The sequence below is a fragment of the Neobacillus sp. 204 genome, assembly GCF_046562815.1.
GTDB lineage: Bacteria > Bacillota > Bacilli > Bacillales > Cytobacillaceae > Neobacillus.
The window spans coordinates 269,927-290,088 of the sequence record NZ_JBJORY010000003.1; the positions used below are offsets into that span (position 1 = coordinate 269,927).

The following is a 20,162-nucleotide window of genomic DNA, read 5'->3' on the forward strand; positions in this document are numbered from 1 at the left end:
TCTTATTCTACACCCACCACATTTGAGAGACCGATTCCTCAATTAAGACCGATTTCAAGTTGGTTACCGCCCGTTTGAATCCCTCATCAATTGACATAATCGGATCCTCATGTTCGATGCTGACCACATAATCATAGCCATAGGTTCGTAAGGCACTCATCATATCAGACCATTCTTTCAAACTGTGGCCACACCCCACCGAACGGAATGTCCAAGCACGTGAACGGACCTCCCCGTAAGGCTGCATATCCGTTAATCCAAACATATTCACGTTTTCCTGATCAATGAATGTGTCTTTCGCATGAAAATGATGAATGGCATTTTCTTTTGCTAAAATTTTAATCGCTGCTACTGGGTCAATGCCTTGCCACCATAAATGGCTAGGGTCTAAATTTGCTCCAATCGCATCACAGGTTTCTTCGCGCAGTTTTAAAAGTGTATAGGGTGTGTGGACTAAAAAGCCGCCGTGAAGTTCGAGCCCGATCTTCACATTATGCTCCTTGGCAAATTGGCCAACTTCTTTCCAATAAGGAATCAATTTTTCTTCCCACTGCCACTTTAGCACATCACCATATTCATTTGGCCATGGTGTAACGGGCCAGTTAGGATATTTCGCTCCTTCATGATCCCCTGCTGTTCCTGAAAAACAGTTAACAACCGGCACTCCGAGAAGTGAAGCAAGTTTGATCGTTTTTAATAAAGTTTCGTTCGAGGTTTTAGCAAATTCCTTTTCCGGCGAAATCGGGTTGCCATGGCAGCTGAAGGCGCTGATAGTCAGTCCGCGTTCTTCGATTTTTTGAATATACTCTTGGCGAATTTCTTCACTTTCCAATAACGCATCTAAATCACAATGACTATTTCCAGGATAGCAGCCGGTTCCGATTTCAACAGCATGTAATCCTGCTTCTTTTACAGTATCTAGCATTTCTTCAAATGATTTTTCTGCAAATAATACAGTGAAAACACCTAGTTTCATAATGTATTCTCCTCACTCTCATAAATTCGGTCAATAATTTGTGATACCTGTAGCGCTTCCTCTGGTTTAACCACTAGTTCATTTATGCCAAGGCATGCCTCAATAAAATTTCTCGCCTGTGGAAGTCCAGGATCCTCTTCTCCAGGAAGCCAGGCCGCCTCGCTGTTTAACAGCATTCCATTCTTGGTTGTATAAAGTTCAAAAGGAAAGACACTTATACCTCCGTCCACACCTGAAATACTGACATGTACTTGGTCATCTTTGATGTTAGCCGACCAGGATGTTTCAAACAGCATCGAGGCCCCATTTTCAAATCGCATATAGGCTGTTACATGATCATCAACCTCAAAGGTTTCATGATTAAATTCGCCCCATTGGTTCACTTGATTAGGTATTTTGCTTAACTGGTTATACGTGGTGCCTGACACCTCAATATGGTTTGGATTTCCCATCAGCCAAAGCGCTAAATCAAGAAGATGACAGCCAAAATCGATTAGGCTGCCTCCGCCTTGAAGATCTTTATTGGTAAAAACACCCCAACCTGGTACTTTACGGCGTCTTAATGCTTGGACTCTTGCCACTAAAGGTGTGCCTATTTCACTCATTACCTTTTGGGCTGCTTGTGATTCCTTCATGAAGCGATAGTGATAGGCAATGGCTAGGACCTTATTAGCTTTTTGAGAAGCAACAATCATAGCCTCACATTCTTTTGCGGAAAGCGCCATCGGCTTCTCGCATAGAACATGAACCCCTGCCTCCATTGCGGCAATGGAAATCTCGGCATGGAATTTATTTGGTGTACAAATACAAACAGCATCTACCACTGAAAAAACCTCATGATAATTTTCGAAAACATAAGGGATGTTATATTTCTCAGCCGTTTCACGGGCTCGATCGACATTAACATCACTCAGGGCAGCTAGTTCACAGATATCAGAGAGCTGAAGAAAGGCCGGGATATGGCGCCCCTGTGCGATACCGCCAACCCCGATTATTCCGATACGAAGTTTTTTCATCGTTCTCTCACTCGTACAATTTGTTTTGTTTCATTCGACTCAAGCGCCGCTAAAATAACCTCTAATGATTTCATGCCTTCTTCACCTGGAACTGGCGGCTCCTGATTTTGCAGCACAGCATCGACAAAATGATCGATAACATGTGAAGTTCGTTGTCCGCCCGCATCATTGGATTGAATTTTCCCAAGCTGATAATTGACCACTTCACCGTTCGCGTATTGGACGACTAGTGAATTGGTTGGGTCATCCTCCAAACGAAGAATTGCTTTTTCACCATATATAATCGTAGAATTATCTTCTTTGCTTACATAAGCCCAGCTTGCAGCAAGCGTTCCGATGATACCGCTCTCGGTTTTTAATACACATACGGCATTATCATCGACATCAGCGAAATCCTTTGCACTTGTTTCCACAAAGGAACCGACCTCTACAATTTCTTCTCCTAACACATAGCGTAGTAAGTCCGTCTTATGGACACCCAAGTCACCCATTGCACCGACAAAGGCCTTATCTTTTTGGAAAAACCAGCTTTCTTTTCCATCTACGCTCCAGCCTTCTGGTCCGCCGTGTCCAAAGGCAGTACGGAAACTATAAATTTTGCCGATTTCCCCGCTTGCGATCAACTTTCGTGCTCTTTGGTGAGAAGGTACAAAGCGCTGATTATGTCCAATCATTAACTTTTTGCCGCTAGCTTCCGCAGCTGCAATCATTGCCTCAGCTTCTTCTGTTGAAGTCGCCATTGGTTTTTCACAAAGAACATGAACACCTGCATTTAAGGCAGCAATGGAAATGGGGGCGTGAAGATAGTTGGGAGTACAAACGCTGACTGCGTCCACTTCAGCATTTTTCAATAGTTCTTCAAAGCTTGTATATACTTCTGCCCCGAATTTTTCTGCTACCTCTTTCGCGCGCTCTTCATTACTATCACAAACTGCGACCAGCTCGACATTTAAATTAGCTTTATATTCAGGTAAATGACGGTGCTGAGCGATACTGCCACAACCGATTACTCCCACTCTTAACTTTTCCATTATTTTTGTCCCCCTTTGATTTCTTCTAGCGGTTTCGCATTCCCGTATACAGGACGTTCACGTTTGACAGGCTGTGCCCATTTCACTGCATTGATAATAACACGCTGAATTTGTTCATTATGATAGGTAGGATAAGTTTCATGTCCTGGTCTGAAGTAAAATACTTTTCCATTCCCGCGCAGGTATGTACATCCGCTGCGGAAAACTTCGCCGCCCTCAAACCAGCTTGTAAAGATAAGTTCATCTGGCTGTGGAATATCAAAATGCTCACCATACATTTCTTCTTTTTCTAATTCAATATATTCAGAGATACCTTCTGTAATTGGATGGCTTGGACTCACAACCCAAAGACGTTCCTTTTCATCGGCTTCCCGCCACTTTAGATCACAGCTTGTACCCATTAACGTTTTAAAGATTTTTGAAAAATGGCCGGAGTGAAGAACGATTAATCCCATTCCATCAAGAATGCGCTGCTGGACTTTTTGAACGATTTCATCTTTAACTTCATCATGGGCTAGATGCCCCCACCAAACTAATACATCGGTATTAGCAAGAACGTCATCCGTTAAACCATGCTCTGGCTCATCAAGAGTAGCCGTTTTTGTTTCGAACCCCTCGGTCTGAAGAAATTCAGAGATTGTACCATGGATACCGTTTGGATAAATATCCCTAACAACCGGATTTTTTTGTTCGTGACGGTTTTCATTCCATACAGTTACTTTCAACATGTCAACTACTCCTTTTATGGATTACTTTAATATTAATTTTAGAGATTAATTGAATTTATGAAACGGCTTACATTGACAGATAGGGTGGAAAATATTGAACTGGCACAAATTAACGATTCGAGAGCTGATTCTGTAAGGATTTCAAGTACTTAATGCTGATTTCAATGCTTTCAAATGGAGTACGGCGGCTCACATCCTGTTCGACCACCCACCACTGAACTCCGGCTTTTTCTCCAATATTTAGGATTGATTCCAAATCAACACCGCCTGTACCAAGCTCGGCAAAAAATTGTTCCTTATCTGTCGTCATATCTTTTAAATGAATGAGCGGTGTTCGATATTGATACCGATTTATCCAATCGATTGGTTTTTGACTTGCTTTTGTCAGCCAATATACGTCTAGCTCTGTTTGTACATTCTCTGGATGTGTCTCATCAAAAATAGTTTGGAGTGCGGTTCTTCCATCTGAAAGAAGCTCTAGTTCAAAATCGTGGTTGTGATAACAAAGGGTAATACCTTCACTCCGGCATGTTTCACCGACGTGATTTAATTGTGAGATAAGAGCTTTATAGTCTTCTTCGCTTCGTCTATCTGGCATTAAATAAGGGCAGACAATATATTTGCTTCCCAATATTTTTTGATATTCGATAGCCCCAGGCAAATTCTTTTCCAACTCTTCTAACGGCACATGACTTCCTGCGGCTTGAAGGCCAAGCTCATCCAATAACGCCTTTACTTCTTTTGCCGTTAAACCGCCATATCCGGCAAATTCAACACCATCAAAGCCAAGTTCTGCCACTCTTTTTAATGTACCGGCAAAATCTTTGGCGCTTTCTTCCCGCAATGTGTACATTTGTACAGCAACTGGAATTTTGGTCATCTTATCCCTCATTTCTATAACATTGCTTATTTGATAACATCTTATATTGTATGTCTGAAAATAAACATAGATGATATAATTGCAACATCTACTATTTTGCTATTTTGTTAGGAGAGGAAGTTTATGATGACGGACATATTTTTTTGCGGCTATTCTTATCACACTAATGGATATCATGCCCAACATAAATCCGGATACCCTTCATATCTTTTTCGCCTGCAAACAGAAGGTTTCTGTGAAGTAGTGGTGAAGGGAAGGAAAATGGAACTCGAGAAAGGAGACCTTCTACTCATTCAACCAGGGGATCATTATGAACTGCTGGTTAAAGCGGGACAAAACAGCGGGGATTATCACATAGTCTGCGAAGGCGCTTGGGTGGACGAGTGGTGGAGCCGTTCCGCCAAACCGCCTGTCTCCCGAATCGATCTTGATGAAAAACTGCTCTCCTTATGGCGTCAAATCATAAACGAAAAACGCCGGCCATCCTCGAGCCAAAACGAAGAACTCACCGGCTATTTACTGCGAGCACTCTGTTTAAACCTGGAACGGGGCGTCAACGAAACGGTTCATACCTTCAATCACCCGTATACCGTCACACGGATGATGAGATACATTGAAGAACATGCCCTAACAGCATTTAAAGTGGAGGACGTGGCGCGCCATGCTGGTCTTAGCGTTTCACGTTCCGTTCATCTTTTTAAAAGTAGTGTCGGGAAAACGATGATCGAATATGCCCTAGAAATCCGTTTATCAGCTGCAGTCGAGCGAATGAAATACACATCCATGACACTTGAACAAATTGCCGAAGACTGCGGCTTCGGCAGCTATCCTTATTTTCACAGGGTATTTCATAAGAAGTATGGCGTTGCTCCAGGTGCGTACAGGCGTTCAGTATACTAGAACTAACGTTTTCCTTTTGAACAGTCTAGATATTTGCTCGATTATAGAATCTTTGAATATGCATGGAAATATACATTAACTCTGCATCAGGATATTTTATCCGGTATTTCCCTTCCAAAAATTGGCCAACCTCTTGTGCGCAGGCATATGTCACTTTAAAATTTTCCTTGATCATCGAAGCCATTTTTTCATCATAGTCATGGTTCGTCCCATTTGCTAATAGGCTTTTGAGCGAAAAGCGCAAATGGGTAATTAATCGTTCATAGGACATCGTATCTTCCACAATATTGATATTTAAACAACCTTCAATGATTCTCGTAATTTCCTGAATCGTTGTAGTAATGTCTATCGTTTCCTGCATATCTCCTCTATTCATCCTGGCCGTATGAATATGCATCGCAATATTGCCTACTTCATCTTCAGGAATTTCTACTCCGAGTTTCTCTTTTATTAACTCCTTTGCCCAAAGTCCGATTTGAAATTCCTTTACATAAAGAATTTTAATTTGCTCCAGCAGGGCATTTTTAATGGCAATGCCATTTGTTAATCGCTCAATGGCAAACGATAGGTGATCCGAAAAAGCGACATGGATATGCTCATTTACCGTAACACCTAATTCCCTTTCTGCATAAGAGATAATCTCTTCTGCTAGTTGTATATGTTCTTCTGGCAATAATTGCAGTATTTCTTCGAATTTTTTATGCTCATTTGCATCCCTCATAACAAACACTTTATCAATTTTAGCTTGATTCACAGGATCATTCTTTCGTTTCTGGAATCCTATTCCTTCGCCCATCACGATCTTTTCTCCGTCGATGTCTTTCACTACAACCGCACTATTATTTAGGATTTTTTTAATTCTCATTTCTTTCACCTTCCCTCTTTTGCTCTTGCATTAGCTGTAAAATCAAGACTACTCGGTTTCTTCCTTCACCCACAGAATGAAAGTGGCTATGAACGCGGCTACGACAGAGATTCCAAGACCAATAAGGTAATGCATTAAATTCGAAATACCTATTGGGGCTACAATAGCGATCATGGGAATTCCTGTTAAGCCATAAGAGTTTGCTACTACATGAGTAAGAACCACATACGCCCCTCCAAAAGCACCACCTATGGCTGCACCTATAAATGGTCGGAACAATCTGATATTCATCCCAAACATAACCGGCTCAATAATGCCTAAAAATGCTGAAAAAGCTGAAGGGATAGCAATTTTTTTCAGTCTCTCATTCTTTGTTTTAAAAAATACGGCTAACCCCGCTCCTCCTTGGGCCATGTTGGCCATGGACCAAATTGGTAACAAAAAGTTAACACCTATCTTTGGATTTGCAAGCAATTCCATTTCAACTGCATGTAAAGTATGATGCAGCCCCGTTACCACAATGAGAGAATATAAGCCGCCAAATAAAAATCCGGCTATAACTCCCCCAGATTTATAAATAAGCTCAAACGTATTGGTCATCATGTCACCGATGAATAATGAGATCGGGCCAATAATTAAAAGTGAGATAAAACCAACCGATATAATCAATAGAAATGGGATTAAGAACAAATCCAATGAACTCGGTATTATTTTCCTCAGGCGCACTTCGAGCTTACTCATAAAAAAGACAGAAAGTAAGATTGGGATCACTGTTCCCTGATACCCTATTAAAGGAATATCAACTCCCAGAACCTCGATATATTCCGGTACTTTATATCCAAGCTCGGCAGGATTTAATAGCGAAGGGTGAGTTAATATCCCGCCTATCACTGCACCCAGGATGGGATTGCCGCCAAATTCCTTGGCAGCACTAAAACCAATCAATATCGGCAAAATAATAAAGGCGGCACTTGAAAAGATATCAAGCATTCGCATTAATGAGCTTTCAGGCAGTGCCCACTGAAACACCTTGATCATTCCGATCAGACCCATTAGTAAACCACTGGCAACAATAGCTGGAATAATCGGAACAAAAATATTGGACAAGGTCCTCGCAAATCCAATAAAAGGATTCATTCTCACCTTTGGCGGTTCTGCAGGAGAGATGCCGCTAACAGGAGTCAGTTTTGTTTCAATTAAGGTCCTGTATACTTTATTGACAATCCCGGGACCTAAAATAATTTGGAAAAGTCCCATTCGGGAAAAGGTTCCATGTACACCGTTCAGTTTATCGATTCCAACTTTATTAACCTTGCTCTCATCTAAAAGTTCAAAACGCAATCGAGTCGTGCAATGAGTTAAATTAATAATATTTTCTCGTCCGCCTAATAGCGGTAATAATTCTTGCGCAAAATCTTTTGCTTCTTTCTGTTGGTCTTGAATGTTCATCTTCCACCTTGTATTTATGAATAGTCTGTTTCACATCATGCAGCAGATTGCCTTTCAGGTAAATACTGACAAATGTTTTCATAATGCACAGTGGCGTTCAGCAGAAAACTGAACGCCACAACTGTATCTTATTTAAAAACCCCTTGCTGCTTTTCATGAAGAACCTTGGTTTCATCACGTGTGATCGATATTTTTAAAGACGGTGCCAGCATTCCGCCGAAATGCACCATTTGATACTCTGGTGATTGCTCGCCAACCTCATCCATATCTTTACCGTCCACATTAACATAATTCACAAAACTTGTGACAGTGCCATTTGGCATTACCATCCAAGAATACGCTTGATACGGATTATCCCTTGGATTTGCAATGACAAGCCCACTATCATTTAACGGTTGATAGCCTCCAAAAAGAGAGTCTGAAGTAAATCCATATAATCCTTCCGGTGCGTCAAGACCGGATGCGAATTTCTCCGTGTGTGTTTTTGCAAAAAGATAGTAGCTGTTTCCTTTTACGATGACACTAGGCCGCTCCAGTTCGTCATTGACATAATTTGCTTCTAATAGAGGCGGCAGCAATTCAAATTTGGATAAATCTTTATTGGTTGCTTTGGCAATACCAATGCTGCCATTAAAAGCTTTTGAACTTTCAGGGGTTACATGGTTCTGACGGAATTCTTCCGAACCAATAAATTTATTATTATATGGACGGTCTGCAAGCTTTCCTGCAGTGTTTGCTTCAAATAACAGATATTGCTCCCCAGTTTTTGGATCCTGGAAAAAATACGGATCTCGGAACGCATAAGAAGATTCTTCCTGCCCTATTTGTTCCTTTGATTGATAGTATTTACCATCTGCCTCAAGAATTATTTCATGTTTGGACCAATTCTTAAAGGTCACACTAGTGTTTGTTGTACGAACATCAGCCGTTGCAGTTGCCAGCCGCTGATCATAGCTTATTTGAGCTTCATTTTTTTGTCCCGTTGCTGTGTAAAAGATTTGCAATTTCCCATCCTTATTCACAATGGAACAGCCGGCCCATTGTCTGGACCCCAATGCTTCTCCTGCTTTAAAAACGGGGCCGCCAGACTCCCAGCTCTTTCCGTCTTTTGAATAGAAATATTGAATTTGAGCTAGATCATGACGTTTTCCAGGAAGGACATCCTTCTGTACCGCTAGGGCAAAAATAATTTTAAAACCATTTACTACAGCGGGATGACCGTTCAAATCCTGCAATGGCCATGCATCCCAAATATAATAGTCTGATGAAAGTTTAACAAGCTCATCTTTATTAAATGTCGGGGCTGTATTTTGATCATTGATTGTTAGATTGCTAACATTTTCTCTGGTCCAGCTGAATGTATCTGCATTTTCTTGGGCAGAAACGGTTGGACCAACAATGGGTATGAAGATAATAAAAAGTCCGATAATAGCTGCTATGATAGATTTGCTTTTTTTAACTTTGTTCCATTTCATGAAAAGTGTTCCCCCAAATGCCTTCTTACTTTTGCTTTGTTAAAAACTTTGTTGATTAACCATAAATTTCAAGCGCCGATTAGAGCTCAGGAATCGGTACCATGGGCTCTTATACGGATTCATAGTGGCCAATCCACATCACAGGAACCGGTTCCACAAGCGCTTATACGGTCTCTTAATGAGCGATTGGAGCGCGGGAACCGGTCAAATCATTTCCTTATTGTTTTATCCAGCCAGGTGATAACTCTTTTGCTATTTTTGTTGTGTCGCCTTTGATGGATAGCTGGATTGTCGGCGCCAATGTGCCTCCAAAATGGCTAAATTGGAATTCTGGTGATTGGTTTCCAACATCCCCAATGGACATGCTGCCTAAATCGCCAAAATGAGCAAACCCGACGACATTCAAATTAGGAAGGACAAGCCATGAATACACTTGGTATGGGTTTCCTGGAGGATTGGCTAAAACCAAACCACTCTTATTCAGCGGCTGATAACCACCAATCAAGGTGTCGGAAACAAATCCATACATCCCTTCAGGTCCTTGCAGCCCTTCAGCATATTTATTGATATGGCTGTCAGTAAAGAGATAATATTTTTTATCCTTTACTACAATATGCGGGCGTTCCAATTCTTCGTTGACATAATTTGCTTCCAAAAGAGGAGGCAGCATTTTTAGATTGGAAGGATCACCATCCACTACCTCTGCGATTCCAATGTTCGCATTGGCATGAACAGCACCCGCAGGTACCGGGTTATTGCTTGTATACTCGGAACTTCCGGCATATTCTTGTTTAAATGGGCGCTCCCCTACAGTACCGCCTGAATTTCCTTCAAATAAAATATATTCCTTATCCGTTTTTGGGTCTTTAAACCACATCGGATCACGGAAAGCGTAGCCGCCGCCTTCGCCTTGCTGGGCTTGTTCCTTCGTCTGATAATATTTACCGTCCGGCTCTAAAATGATCTTGTGTTTGCCCCAATTTTCAAAATGGACTCCATTACTATCAGCAATAATATCACCGGATGCCTCAGCAATACGCTGCTCAAATGTCAATCGCTCTTCCCCTCTATGGCCAGTTGCAGTATAGAAGGCATGAATTTTCCCATTATCGACCATGGCAGATCCAGCCCATTCACGGGAACCTAATGAAGCTCCTTCTGGAAAAAGTGTCCCGCCAAGAGTCCAATCCTTACCATTTTTCGAGTAAAAATAGCGGATTGTTGCAATGTCATGTACTTTTCCAGGCAGCACATCATTTGGAGCAGATAAGGCAAACATCACTTTCCAGCCTTTTACGGAAGCGATATTTCCATCACGATCCAACAGGGGCCATGTGTCCCAAATATGGTAATCTGATGATAATTTCTTAAGCTTGCTTATATCCGTATAAGGCAAGGTATTATCTTGATTAAGTTCAATTTTTGAGACCTGTTCCCGTGTCCAATTTGTCGTTTGCCCTACGTCTTCTGCTTTTACAGAAACCCCTGAAAAAGTTGAGGCTATAACACTCGCCGCCAAGACGATGGCAGAAACTGCTTTCTTATTCATAACGGTCATCCTTCTCTCTCCTTTTCGAGCTATCATTAGCGATTTGCCCCAAATGGTTTAATTTCGCCCGCTTTACCTTCTTTTACAACTTCAGATGTTTCGCCATTCAGCTTCACTTTTAGAGTTGGGGCGAATGTACCGCCAAATTTCACATTGCCGTTCTCATCTTTCGGCTCGTTAATAAAGCTGATTACCTGCTGGTCTGGAAGAACCATCCAAGAATAGGCTTGATAAGGGCTTTCCTTTGGATTCGCAATCACAAGACCACTTTCATTCATTGGTTTATGGCTGCCGAACAGTCCTTTACCAACAAATCCATAGACACCATCAGGACCAGTCAGGCCAGGAGCATACGTAAAGGTATGGCTGATGGTAAATAGATAATAATCATCTCCGTTTACGACCATGTGCGGACGTTCCATCTGGTGATTGGTTCCAACCGACTCAAGCAATGGCGGGAGAAGCTTTAATTTGGTTACGTCTTTGTCAAGTACTTCTGCGATCCCGATATTGCCGTTATACAATTCGGCTCCTGCAGGAACGGAATGGGTTTTGCGGTATTCTTCATCACCGATATTTTCCGGTTTGATAAAGTCTCTATCGCTTCCAGCTTGTCCTTCGAAGATAATATAATCTTTGCCTGTATTCGGATCCTGGAAGAAGAATGGATCACGGAATGCCGTAATGATCGGACTATTCGCTTGTGCAAGTGTCTCGTAATATTTTCCATCTGCTTCAAGAATGACTTGATGTTTCCCTTCATTGGTCAGATGAACCCCGTTTTTATCCGTATGAATATCAAAGGTTGTTTTCGCAATCCGCTGTACGGCTCTTTTATCCCATCCATTGTTATCCCAATTTGTTTTTTCACCGGTTGCCGTATAGAATAAATGAACTTTTCCATTGTCATCAAGCATTGCTGTTCCGGCCCATTGCATATGCCCCAAGGCTTTATTATAGTCATAAGGGATTCCTGCGTACGTCCAATCTTTGCCGTTTTTAGAGTAGAACATTCCAATTCTTGCTTCTGTATGGCGCTCACCCCATCCTAAAGAACGCGGTGCTACCAATGCAAAAGCCACTCGGTAGCCATTGACAATCGCCATTGAACCATCTCTATTTTGTAATGGCCATGTATCCCATACCCATTGATCAGGTGCTACAAGATCAAAATCAAGATCAATTTTCGGTGCTGTTGTTTTGTCAGTAGGCATTACTTTTTCTGCTTGCTGACGTGACCAGATGGATGTGTAATCTGAACTGATTTCCTCTGCAAATGCAGGTGTTACGGACAGGCAATTGGCAGCAACAACGGCTGTCAAAATCAGCTTTTTCAATTTCGATTTGTTACGAGTTTTCATTTCCATTTCCCCTAAATCCTCCATTTTTCGCGGGAACATTGTGTCCGTTAAGAATTTTCTGACTAATCCAACTAATGAAAATTCTCTTCATGAGAACAAAAAAAGACCTAAAATGTACAAGGACATGTCTACCAAAAAAGGTACACTTTGCCCTTCATACACTTTAGGTCTTGCCTGCTTTACCAGTCACAATCCCGCATAATTTTGTTTACAGGGAACATTATATTCTGTTCGACAATTTCCTACAATAGGATAATAGACTCTTAATTCCATTAGGATTTACTAGTTACATTTTCATATAACCAATACAAAACTCATTAGATAGAGTTAAACCCGAAAGGCTAATCTTTCTCTCCTTCAATGGCTGTAGCCATCCTCCATACCCTCATCAAACGTATAAATGGTTCTCCATCCACTCCAAATACTTCGAGTCCTTTCGATTGATCCGTTATTGGAAATACACGGGACGAAATACTTATTTCATTATTGACGTATGCTTCCACAATCGATTTATCAACAAATAGGCATACACTTAAGATATCGTCTTCAAGGTTTAGCGCCCCACCTTGAATTCCCTTTTCAATATCATGATTTTTACTTGAACGCTGCCTATCAATCTGAATGGTTTTTCTTTCATTATCATAAAAAATAGTAGTTTCTTCCTGGCCATTTGGGTCTTTTAATAGTTTTAAACCAGCTGCTTTCGTATTGGAAACATCGAATTCCAACTCGATTTCGAATTGATCGCTTTGGATTTTTCCAAGCTGTTTATTTGCTTCATCCATTGTAACATTTTCAAAGGATGCCAGTTCCTCTCTTCGAAGTGACTTCACCTCTTCAATCGGTCGGATTCCTAGATCTTGCTTATCATTTAAATAGATTTCGAGCGGCAGCCCGGCTCCATGTGCCCATCCTGATTGATATTTTTCACTTTCCGAACGCCTGTCTTGTAAAATACTAGTTACGATGGTACGCCCTTTTTCATCCACAAACCCTTGTGCTCCTGTAAAATGTTCACCATAATCAAACGATTTTGGATCCTCGTGGTCAGGGATAAATTCCAACCGTTCTGGGTCCCAGGTCCCAATCCAGTAAAATGTAAAACGCGAAGCATCTGGACTAGGGGACATAAAATACGGACTAATCATGAATACATATTTTTGTTCACCAGTCTCCTTGTTTTTAATCGGAACTAAAAATGGCAGTTCCCATACATCTCCTGTGCGTGGATTTTTCCCTTTATCACCAATCATCAATGGTTTTTCGTACTTCCAGTGTTCAAGGTCTTCTGAAGTATAAAGCAAAGCTGTTCCACCTGCCTCTTTTATACCCGATCCAACAAGCTGGTACCATTTGTCTCCATCTTTCCATACGTATGGATCACGAAATTGGCCAAACATTACCTTTCCTTTTGGTGTATCCATATTTTCCTCTTGTATCGTTACAGGGTTGGGTTTCATAATCCAATGATTCAAGTTGACATCATTTGCATCTTCTGCTCTTGCCATACCAGTCATTTGATTCGGCTTCATTTCATCGTGTCCTGCTGTGTAAAATAATACTGGTACTCCATTCTTATCATATGTGGCACTGCCGGACCATACGCCGTCTCTTGCTGCAGTTCCCTCTGTTGGACTTAAAGCAATAGGACTATCTTCCCAACGAATCATGTCTTTACTTGTAGCATGTCCCCAATGAATCTGATGCCAAAAAGGACCAGCTGGATTAAACTGATAAAATAAATGGTATGTTCCGTTATAGTAAATGGGTGCATGTGGTTCATTCATCCAATGCTGCGGAGCAGTAAAATGATAATTAGGGCGATAGCGGTCTCCTTTATAAACTGTTCGGTCAAATGAAGTATCTGGTATAGGCAGTTTATTGTTCCAGCTGTTAATGGCTTCTTCATAGTGATGTTTAATATATTCATTACTAAACGCCTTACTATATAGGGAAACATTGTCCATTAATCCATTAAACATATTTACCTGGAACACATCAGACACGGCGACCGCCTGATTATGTTTTCCAACAAGTAACGGTATATGAGTTGCTGGTGTAAACTCACTATTAGGAGGCACTGCTTTTTCTTGAACGAGTATTCCGTTTAAATAGAGTGAGATTTTATTTGTTTCTTTATCAAATTGTGCAACGACGTAAGACCATTGATCCTTTGGCAAAATTTTCCCTTCTGGCGACCAAATTTCATGCCATTCACCGTTTAAGGCCAGCTGAAACGTGATATAACCATGCCGTCCCATTCCGAGCATAAACCCTTGTTTATTTCCTTTATCATGTTGATTGATAATAACAGAGGGCTGTCCATTGTCTCCCCATTCATAGGCTCTTGGGGCAACCCATGCTTCAATCGAAAAAGATCCAGCTGGGTTATGAACCTTTTCCGAAGCAATGTCCAGCAAATTGGAATATCCATCAAATAATAATGCTTTACCACTAATGCCGTTTTTCCATTCCGGATCTGATTTTAATGCATAATGAATAACAGACGACAAGGATTGAGCATGATCACGAGTGACGTTTCCAGCCCCTTCATCAAATCCCCACTGATGAAGGGCATCGTTGCTAAGCACCAGGGCTAATGGCGGATCCTTCTTTTGATTGATATTGGTTGTTTCCGACTTGGGTTTCCCCTGTTTTTCTATCAAAACTCCTGTGATGATAATGAGGCATAATACCAAAAAAAACAGCCCTATCCATATAATTCTCTTTTTATTCATCTTAAAAACTCCTTACCTAGTACAGTGATTTTAACCTTAACAGAATATAAAAAAAGACCTAAAATGATAAGGGATATGTACACAAAGGTACATTCTCTCCTTACTCATTTTAGGTCTTGCCTGCTATCCAGTCGCAATCCTGCAATATTGAATTTCACATGATTATTCTAGGTTATTTGATCCTATCTATCAAGGTAAGATTTTACCTTTTTATAGCCACAGGTACATTTACATCATCAATATTAATATGTCCCCAGCCGCCCGTTTCATAGTCTACAACTTTGATGTATAACTCTTCTCCTATATAATCCGAAGCATCCCAGTTAACTCTTCGATAGGCTTCCCAGTTACCACCTGTTTCCTTCATTAACTCTTTGCCGTCTGAAGCCCGTACCAGTGCTAGATAAAGTCTATCGATATTAGCTCCTCCGCCAATTAAGAAATCGATTTTTCCGTTTCCGCCCAACTCAAAGTCCTCAGACTTTAAGACTCCTGTCAATGAATCTCCTCCTTTTTCGCCATTAAATCCCCATAGATGGTATCGTTCCGGGTCGATTCGGTCTGAGGCTTGGTTAAACGGTCCGCCCCATCCCCAATCGTTTGCCTTGGATACGTGTTCATTACTAAAAGCTTTCCCTTCTACAACAGTCCATCCTGTTAAATCACCTGATTGGAAATCATGATTTGGCAATTCTGTACTTTCTGGAATTGGATCTCCGCCGCCATTCGATTCAGGCCAATAGGCAGGAACCGTTTCCCCGTATGCTGAACCCATTTCCCATACCTTCATCGATACCACTTTCGCCTTTCCACCACTACTCCATAACTCAAGGCCCAGTGCATCTGAAAGGGTTGGATATACACGTGATGTGATGCTTTTTTCACCATTTGCATAAGCCTCAATCATTGACCGGTCCAGATAAATATGAAGCTTGAGATTTTCTTTACCAATCTTAAGCTCTCCGCCCTGTATTCCTTTTTGGATATCCGGATCGAGACTGGATTTGTTTCGATCAATATTTAGTGATTGTTTTTCAACATCAAAGAATAGTAATGTTTCTTCCTCGCCATTTGCTGACTTTCTAGCTTTTAGACCTACTTGTTTTGCAGAGGCTGGATTGATTTCAAGTTGAATTTCCAACTGATCACCCTTAACATTCTTTACTAATTCATTGGTTTTATCTGTATTCTCATTCTTTATTGAAACTAGTTCCTTTTTCCTTAAGGAATTTAATTCAGTAATTGGTTTAATTCCCAAACCGCCTTCTGAGTTTAATGAAAGCTCAAGCGGCAGCCCTGCATTGTGAGCCCAGCCAGCATCATAATGCTGCTGCTCCGTCCGGCGGTCCTGGGCAATACTAAAGAGAATAGAACGTCCTTTTCCATCAACCATCCCGCTCGGTCCTGTAAAGTGTTCCCCGTAATCAAATTGTTTTGGGTCCGTATTGTCAGGAACAAACTCTAGTTTTTCTTTATCCCATATTCCGATCCAATACCATACATATTTCACATTGTGCGGACTATATCCATCAAACCAAGGATTAATAAAGAAGACATATTTCTCAATACCATTTACATCTTTCCCTAATGGCAGGAATACTGGCAACTCCCAAACCTGGCCTGTTTTCGGGTTTTGCTTATAATTACCAACCAGCAGCGGCTTTTTGTATTCCCAATCTTTCAGGTTTTTAGAGGTATAAAGAAGTGCAGTTCCCCCCACTCCTTTAATACCAGAACCAACAAGCTGGTACCATGTATCTCCATCTTTCCAAACATATGGATCACGGAATTGCCCGTACCATACCTCCCCTTCTTTTGCCGGGAGGTTTGGCGCTTGAACCGTAACTGGTTTCTCGTACATGGACCATTCTTTCAAATCCGGGTCCCCGGGATCCTTACTCGTTGCAAGACCCGTCATTTGATTTGGAACCTTTTTATCATCCCCGGCTGTAAAAAATAACACCGGATTACCGTTACCATCAACAGTTGAACCGCCTGACCAAACACCATCAGGCGCAATGGAGTTCCCATCAGGTGCAAGAGCTATCGGTTCATCCTTCCAATGAACCATATCCTCACTTACAGAATGCCCCCAATGAATTTGATGCCAATATGGGCCTTGGGGATTATTTTGATAGAATAGATGATATTTCCCATTATAGTAGAACGGTGCATGAGGCTCGTTCATCCAATGCTCCGGTGCAATAAAATGATATTGCGGCCGGTACCGGTCGCCATCATATCTGCTCCGATCTGGTGCCAAATCAGGTATTGGAAGTTTATGATTCTCAAAACTACTTAAATACGAATCATAATTTTCTTTAATTTTTTCCCCTGATAGCGAAAGGTTATGCATTTTTAATTCGTCAATCATTCCATTAAACATATTGGCAGTGAAAGCTCCATTAACCAAAGCAGCGCTATTATGTTTTCCGATTAATAAATCATTTGAAGATGGTGTTATGGTCCCTTTTGGTGTGACCGTCTCCCCGACCAATTCACCATTTAAATAAAGCTTCATTTTTTGTTCAACCTTATCAAAGGTGGCAACAATATACGACCATTTATTTTTTTCAAGAGGCTTGTTTTCGGCAGCCCAAACTTCCTTCCACTCACCGTTAATACTTGCCTGAAACGACCATTTCCCGTGCCGTCCCAAGCCAAGGATATAACCCTCGCTTGCCGTTTTATTGTGTTGATTGACGATCGCTGATAATTGGCCGAGATCGCCCCATTCGTAAGATCTTGGAGCAACCCATGCTTCAATTGTGAGAGCATCTGTTGGCTTAATAGTTTGATTAGATGGCCTAGTAATCGATGTAGAATATCCATCGAACAGTAACGCCTTGTTACGAATCCCATCTCTCCATAAAGGATCGGTCGATGGCTTGTATAAAGCTTTCGTAAACACATAGGAAATAGGGTCTGCCATTCCTGTTACGCTGTCTTTTGTCATGGTTCCACGACCTTCATCCAATGACCAGCTGGCTATTTGACTGCCGCCAGTCATCACCGGCTCTTGATTAAAAACGTGAAAATCATCGACATTGATATGCCCAAATCCGCCAGAATGATAGTCTGCAACTTTTATATACAATGATTCTCCGATATATGCCGATGCATCCCAGCTGACTCTTCGATAAGCTTCTGTATTGGATCCAGTTGCTTTAAAAAGCACTTTTCCATCTGAAGCCCGAACCAAGGCAACATATAGCTTATTTATATCCTGACCTCCGCCAGCAAGGAAATCAATCATTCCATTCCCGCCAAGTTTGAATACAGTAGATTTCATTACACCCGTGCGAAAATCAGCATTTGCATCATTGGCTGCCCCGGCAAATCCCCAAACATGGTAGGTTCCTTGGTGCTGAAAAGGACCACCCCAGAAGCTTGTAGCATTGGATACTGGATGATCAAATGCGGATCCTACTTCTGTCCATCCTGATAGATCGCCAGTCTCAAAATCCGGGTTTTCAATCTCATTTGGCAGACTGCCCCCATCAACGGCGATTTGGTCTATGTTTGAAACAAAAGAAGCCTGGTTCAAATCATATACCGTTAATGATTTAAGTTGTACTTCCCCGCCGGTTGTGTAAAGTTCAAGAGATTGATTTTTAGGATCGGGGAAGATTTGATCTGTTATTACTGCCTGACCATCATTGCCAAATACTTCAACAGATGCTCGGTCAACAATCAGATGGAGTTTAACAGTTTGATTAATGGCAGCTAACGGAGCCTCATGTTTTGCCGCAAATTGACTGCTGAAACCCGATTCACCAGCATTGGAACGGTCTACAAACATTTTTTTACTGCCAATATCATAACCAATCTTTGTTTGCCCGCTTTCGCCTTTTCGAATTTTCAAACCAAACTCAGTTGCCGTTGCCGAATTCAATTCAAATTCAGCCGTAATCTCAAAGGCATCTCCTGTTAACTTCGAAAGCAGATTTTCTCCCGGAGTTATCACTTTATTTTCGATATCTTGTGGATTACCCCTAAGGCTTTCTAACTCAGCTGCAGGTTTTTGTTTAAGACGAATCCCTTCACCTTCAACCGTTGATAAGGCAAGTTCACGCGGGGTCGACATCGTTCCTCTGAACGAGGATGTTGGAATGTCCTGCCCATATTTCCAATTATTCATCCACCCGAGCCATAAACGGCGTCCCTCAGGGACATCACTCCATGAAACAGCTGCATAAAAATCAGCCCCATAATCGGCCCATAGGACTTTACTCGGATCATTGGCATTGGTGAAGGTTTTCCCATCAAAATCACCAATAAAATACTGCATCCCCGAACCGCCGGCTGGGGCCCCTTGACTGATACTGACAGCTAATACCCACTTCTTCTTAGTTGGATCTCCATCAACCGGAAGGGCAAATAAATCCGGGCATTCCCATGTTCCCGTATGGGAGCCGTCATTGTTGCCAAATTCACTTACTTTCGTCCAACTTTTCAGATCCGGTGAGTTATAAAAATAAACACGATCACCAGCTGAAATGACCATAATCCACTTTTTTGTTTCATCATGCCAAAATACCTTTGGGTCCCGGAAAACATCAATCCCCTCTGGCATAGGGATAATCGGATTACCATCATACTTCGTCCAAGTACGGCCCTTATCGTTGCTGTAAGCTAAACTTTGAACTTGATGATCGCCTTTTTCCTGAGTAAATACAGCAACCATCGGCGGTTTAGAGTCTTTTCCGAATCCAGTCGTATTGTTCCAATCCACAACTGCACTCCCTGACCAGATAAAACCTTTTTCATCTGGATAAAGACCGATCGGCAGGTATTCCCAATTGACCAAGTCTTTACTTACCGCATGTCCCCAATACATCGGTCCCCACTTTGGTTCAGTAGGATTATGCTGATAAAACAGATGATACTCCCCATCGTAATACACCATGCCGTTGGGATCATTCATCCAGTTTTTTTCCGGAGAAAAATGAAATTTGGACCGATATGGTTCATTTTCGCCATCAACAGACGAACTGGATGATACACTAGTTTCCGCTTTACTAGAAACACTGGGCATAAACAGCGAAATCATTAATGAAAAAATGATAATAATCGATATTCCTTGATTTTTTATCTTTTGCTTCAACCCTTTTCCCCTCCAACATTTAATTGCCTCTTCATTCAGTGAATACGCTTACAAATAAACTTAAAAGAATTGAGGCTAGAATGATGA

At 41.5% G+C, this 20,162-nt stretch carries 13 protein-coding genes; 1 reads left to right on the top strand and 12 read right to left on the bottom strand.

The genetic code is table 11. The annotated features are described in order from the left end of the window. Positions 1-7: 7 nt before the first annotated feature. The 5 genes from ACJ004_RS08510 to ACJ004_RS08530 form a co-directional block, all read right to left on the bottom strand. On the bottom strand, positions 8-976 hold the full coding sequence (locus ACJ004_RS08510; protein ID WP_410892480.1) for a sugar phosphate isomerase/epimerase family protein: 969 nt from the start codon (positions 974-976) through the stop codon (positions 8-10). After that, on the bottom strand, positions 973-1,992 hold the full coding sequence (locus ACJ004_RS08515; protein WP_410892481.1) for a Gfo/Idh/MocA family protein: 1,020 nt from the start codon (positions 1,990-1,992) through the stop codon (positions 973-975). The genes ACJ004_RS08510 and ACJ004_RS08515 overlap by 4 nt, the downstream gene beginning before the upstream one ends. After that, a complete protein-coding gene (locus ACJ004_RS08520) occupies positions 1,989-3,023 on the bottom strand; it encodes a Gfo/Idh/MocA family protein (RefSeq protein ID WP_410892482.1) in 1,035 nt (344 codons plus the stop codon). The genes ACJ004_RS08515 and ACJ004_RS08520 overlap by 4 nt, the downstream gene beginning before the upstream one ends. Continuing rightward, a complete protein-coding gene (locus ACJ004_RS08525; protein ID WP_410892483.1) occupies positions 3,023-3,751 on the bottom strand; it encodes a ThuA domain-containing protein in 729 nt (242 codons plus the stop codon). Before ACJ004_RS08525 ends, ACJ004_RS08520 begins: the two co-directional genes overlap by 1 nt. A 109-nt stretch (positions 3,752-3,860) precedes the next feature. After that, positions 3,861-4,631 (bottom strand): sugar phosphate isomerase/epimerase family protein, encoded by a 771-nt coding sequence (locus ACJ004_RS08530; RefSeq protein WP_410892484.1) that lies wholly within the window; start codon positions 4,629-4,631, stop codon positions 3,861-3,863. 123 nt (positions 4,632-4,754) lie between these two features. Between ACJ004_RS08530 and ACJ004_RS08535 the strand changes: the two genes are divergently transcribed. After that, positions 4,755-5,531, top strand: coding sequence for a helix-turn-helix domain-containing protein (locus tag ACJ004_RS08535; RefSeq protein WP_410892485.1), 777 nt, complete (start codon positions 4,755-4,757; stop codon positions 5,529-5,531). 25 nt (positions 5,532-5,556) lie between these two features. Here ACJ004_RS08535 and ACJ004_RS08540 read toward each other — a convergent pair whose 3' ends face one another. The 7 genes from ACJ004_RS08540 to ACJ004_RS08570 form a co-directional block, all read right to left on the bottom strand. After that, entirely contained in the window at positions 5,557-6,396 is an 840-nt protein-coding gene (locus ACJ004_RS08540) for a PRD domain-containing protein (protein ID WP_410892486.1), read from the bottom strand. Positions 6,397-6,444: 48 nt separating this feature from the next. Then, on the bottom strand, positions 6,445-7,845 hold the full coding sequence (locus ACJ004_RS08545) for a sucrose-specific PTS transporter subunit IIBC (RefSeq protein WP_410892487.1): 1,401 nt from the start codon (positions 7,843-7,845) through the stop codon (positions 6,445-6,447). Between the two features lie 128 nt (positions 7,846-7,973). Beyond that, positions 7,974-9,320: a glycoside hydrolase family 68 protein gene (locus ACJ004_RS08550; RefSeq protein ID WP_410892488.1), complete on the bottom strand. Its 1,347-nt coding sequence runs from the start codon at positions 9,318-9,320 to the stop codon at positions 7,974-7,976. A gap of 217 nt (positions 9,321-9,537) precedes the next feature. Next, positions 9,538-10,869, bottom strand: a complete 1,332-nt coding sequence (locus ACJ004_RS08555; protein ID WP_410892489.1) for a glycoside hydrolase family 68 protein — start codon at positions 10,867-10,869, stop codon at positions 9,538-9,540. A 35-nt stretch (positions 10,870-10,904) separates the two neighbouring features. Continuing rightward, positions 10,905-12,230, bottom strand: a complete 1,326-nt coding sequence (locus ACJ004_RS08560) for a glycoside hydrolase family 68 protein (RefSeq protein WP_410892490.1) — start codon at positions 12,228-12,230, stop codon at positions 10,905-10,907. Positions 12,231-12,571: 341 nt separating this feature from the next. Continuing rightward, entirely contained in the window at positions 12,572-14,968 is a 2,397-nt protein-coding gene (locus ACJ004_RS08565; RefSeq protein ID WP_410892491.1) for a glycoside hydrolase family 32 protein, read from the bottom strand. A gap of 202 nt (positions 14,969-15,170) precedes the next feature. Then, positions 15,171-20,075: a GH32 C-terminal domain-containing protein gene (locus tag ACJ004_RS08570; protein ID WP_410892492.1), complete on the bottom strand. Its 4,905-nt coding sequence runs from the start codon at positions 20,073-20,075 to the stop codon at positions 15,171-15,173. Between the last annotated feature and the right edge of the window lie 87 nt (positions 20,076-20,162).

Excerpts from the sequence above, each read along its gene's own strand:
- ACJ004_RS08545 (WP_410892487.1), bottom strand. The coding sequence starts at position 7,845 with ATGAACATTCAAGACCAACAGAAAGAAGCAAAAGATTTTGCGCAAGAA.
- ACJ004_RS08530 (WP_410892484.1), bottom strand. The coding sequence starts at position 4,631 with ATGACCAAAATTCCAGTTGCTGTACAAATGTACACATTGCGGGAAGAA.
- ACJ004_RS08515 (WP_410892481.1), bottom strand. The coding sequence starts at position 1,992 with ATGAAAAAACTTCGTATCGGAATAATCGGGGTTGGCGGTATCGCACAG.
- ACJ004_RS08525 (WP_410892483.1), bottom strand. The coding sequence starts at position 3,751 with ATGTTGAAAGTAACTGTATGGAATGAAAACCGTCACGAACAAAAAAAT.
- ACJ004_RS08560 (WP_410892490.1), bottom strand. The coding sequence starts at position 12,230 with ATGAAAACTCGTAACAAATCGAAATTGAAAAAGCTGATTTTGACAGCC.
- ACJ004_RS08550 (WP_410892488.1), bottom strand. The coding sequence starts at position 9,320 with ATGAAATGGAACAAAGTTAAAAAAAGCAAATCTATCATAGCAGCTATT.
- ACJ004_RS08510 (WP_410892480.1), bottom strand. The coding sequence starts at position 976 with ATGAAACTAGGTGTTTTCACTGTATTATTTGCAGAAAAATCATTTGAA.
- ACJ004_RS08565 (WP_410892491.1), bottom strand. The coding sequence starts at position 14,968 with ATGAATAAAAAGAGAATTATATGGATAGGGCTGTTTTTTTTGGTATTA.
- ACJ004_RS08520 (WP_410892482.1), bottom strand. The coding sequence starts at position 3,023 with ATGGAAAAGTTAAGAGTGGGAGTAATCGGTTGTGGCAGTATCGCTCAG.
- ACJ004_RS08540 (WP_410892486.1), bottom strand. The coding sequence starts at position 6,396 with ATGAGAATTAAAAAAATCCTAAATAATAGTGCGGTTGTAGTGAAAGAC.
- ACJ004_RS08535 (WP_410892485.1), top strand. The coding sequence starts at position 4,755 with ATGATGACGGACATATTTTTTTGCGGCTATTCTTATCACACTAATGGA.
- ACJ004_RS08555 (WP_410892489.1), bottom strand. The coding sequence starts at position 10,869 with ATGAATAAGAAAGCAGTTTCTGCCATCGTCTTGGCGGCGAGTGTTATA.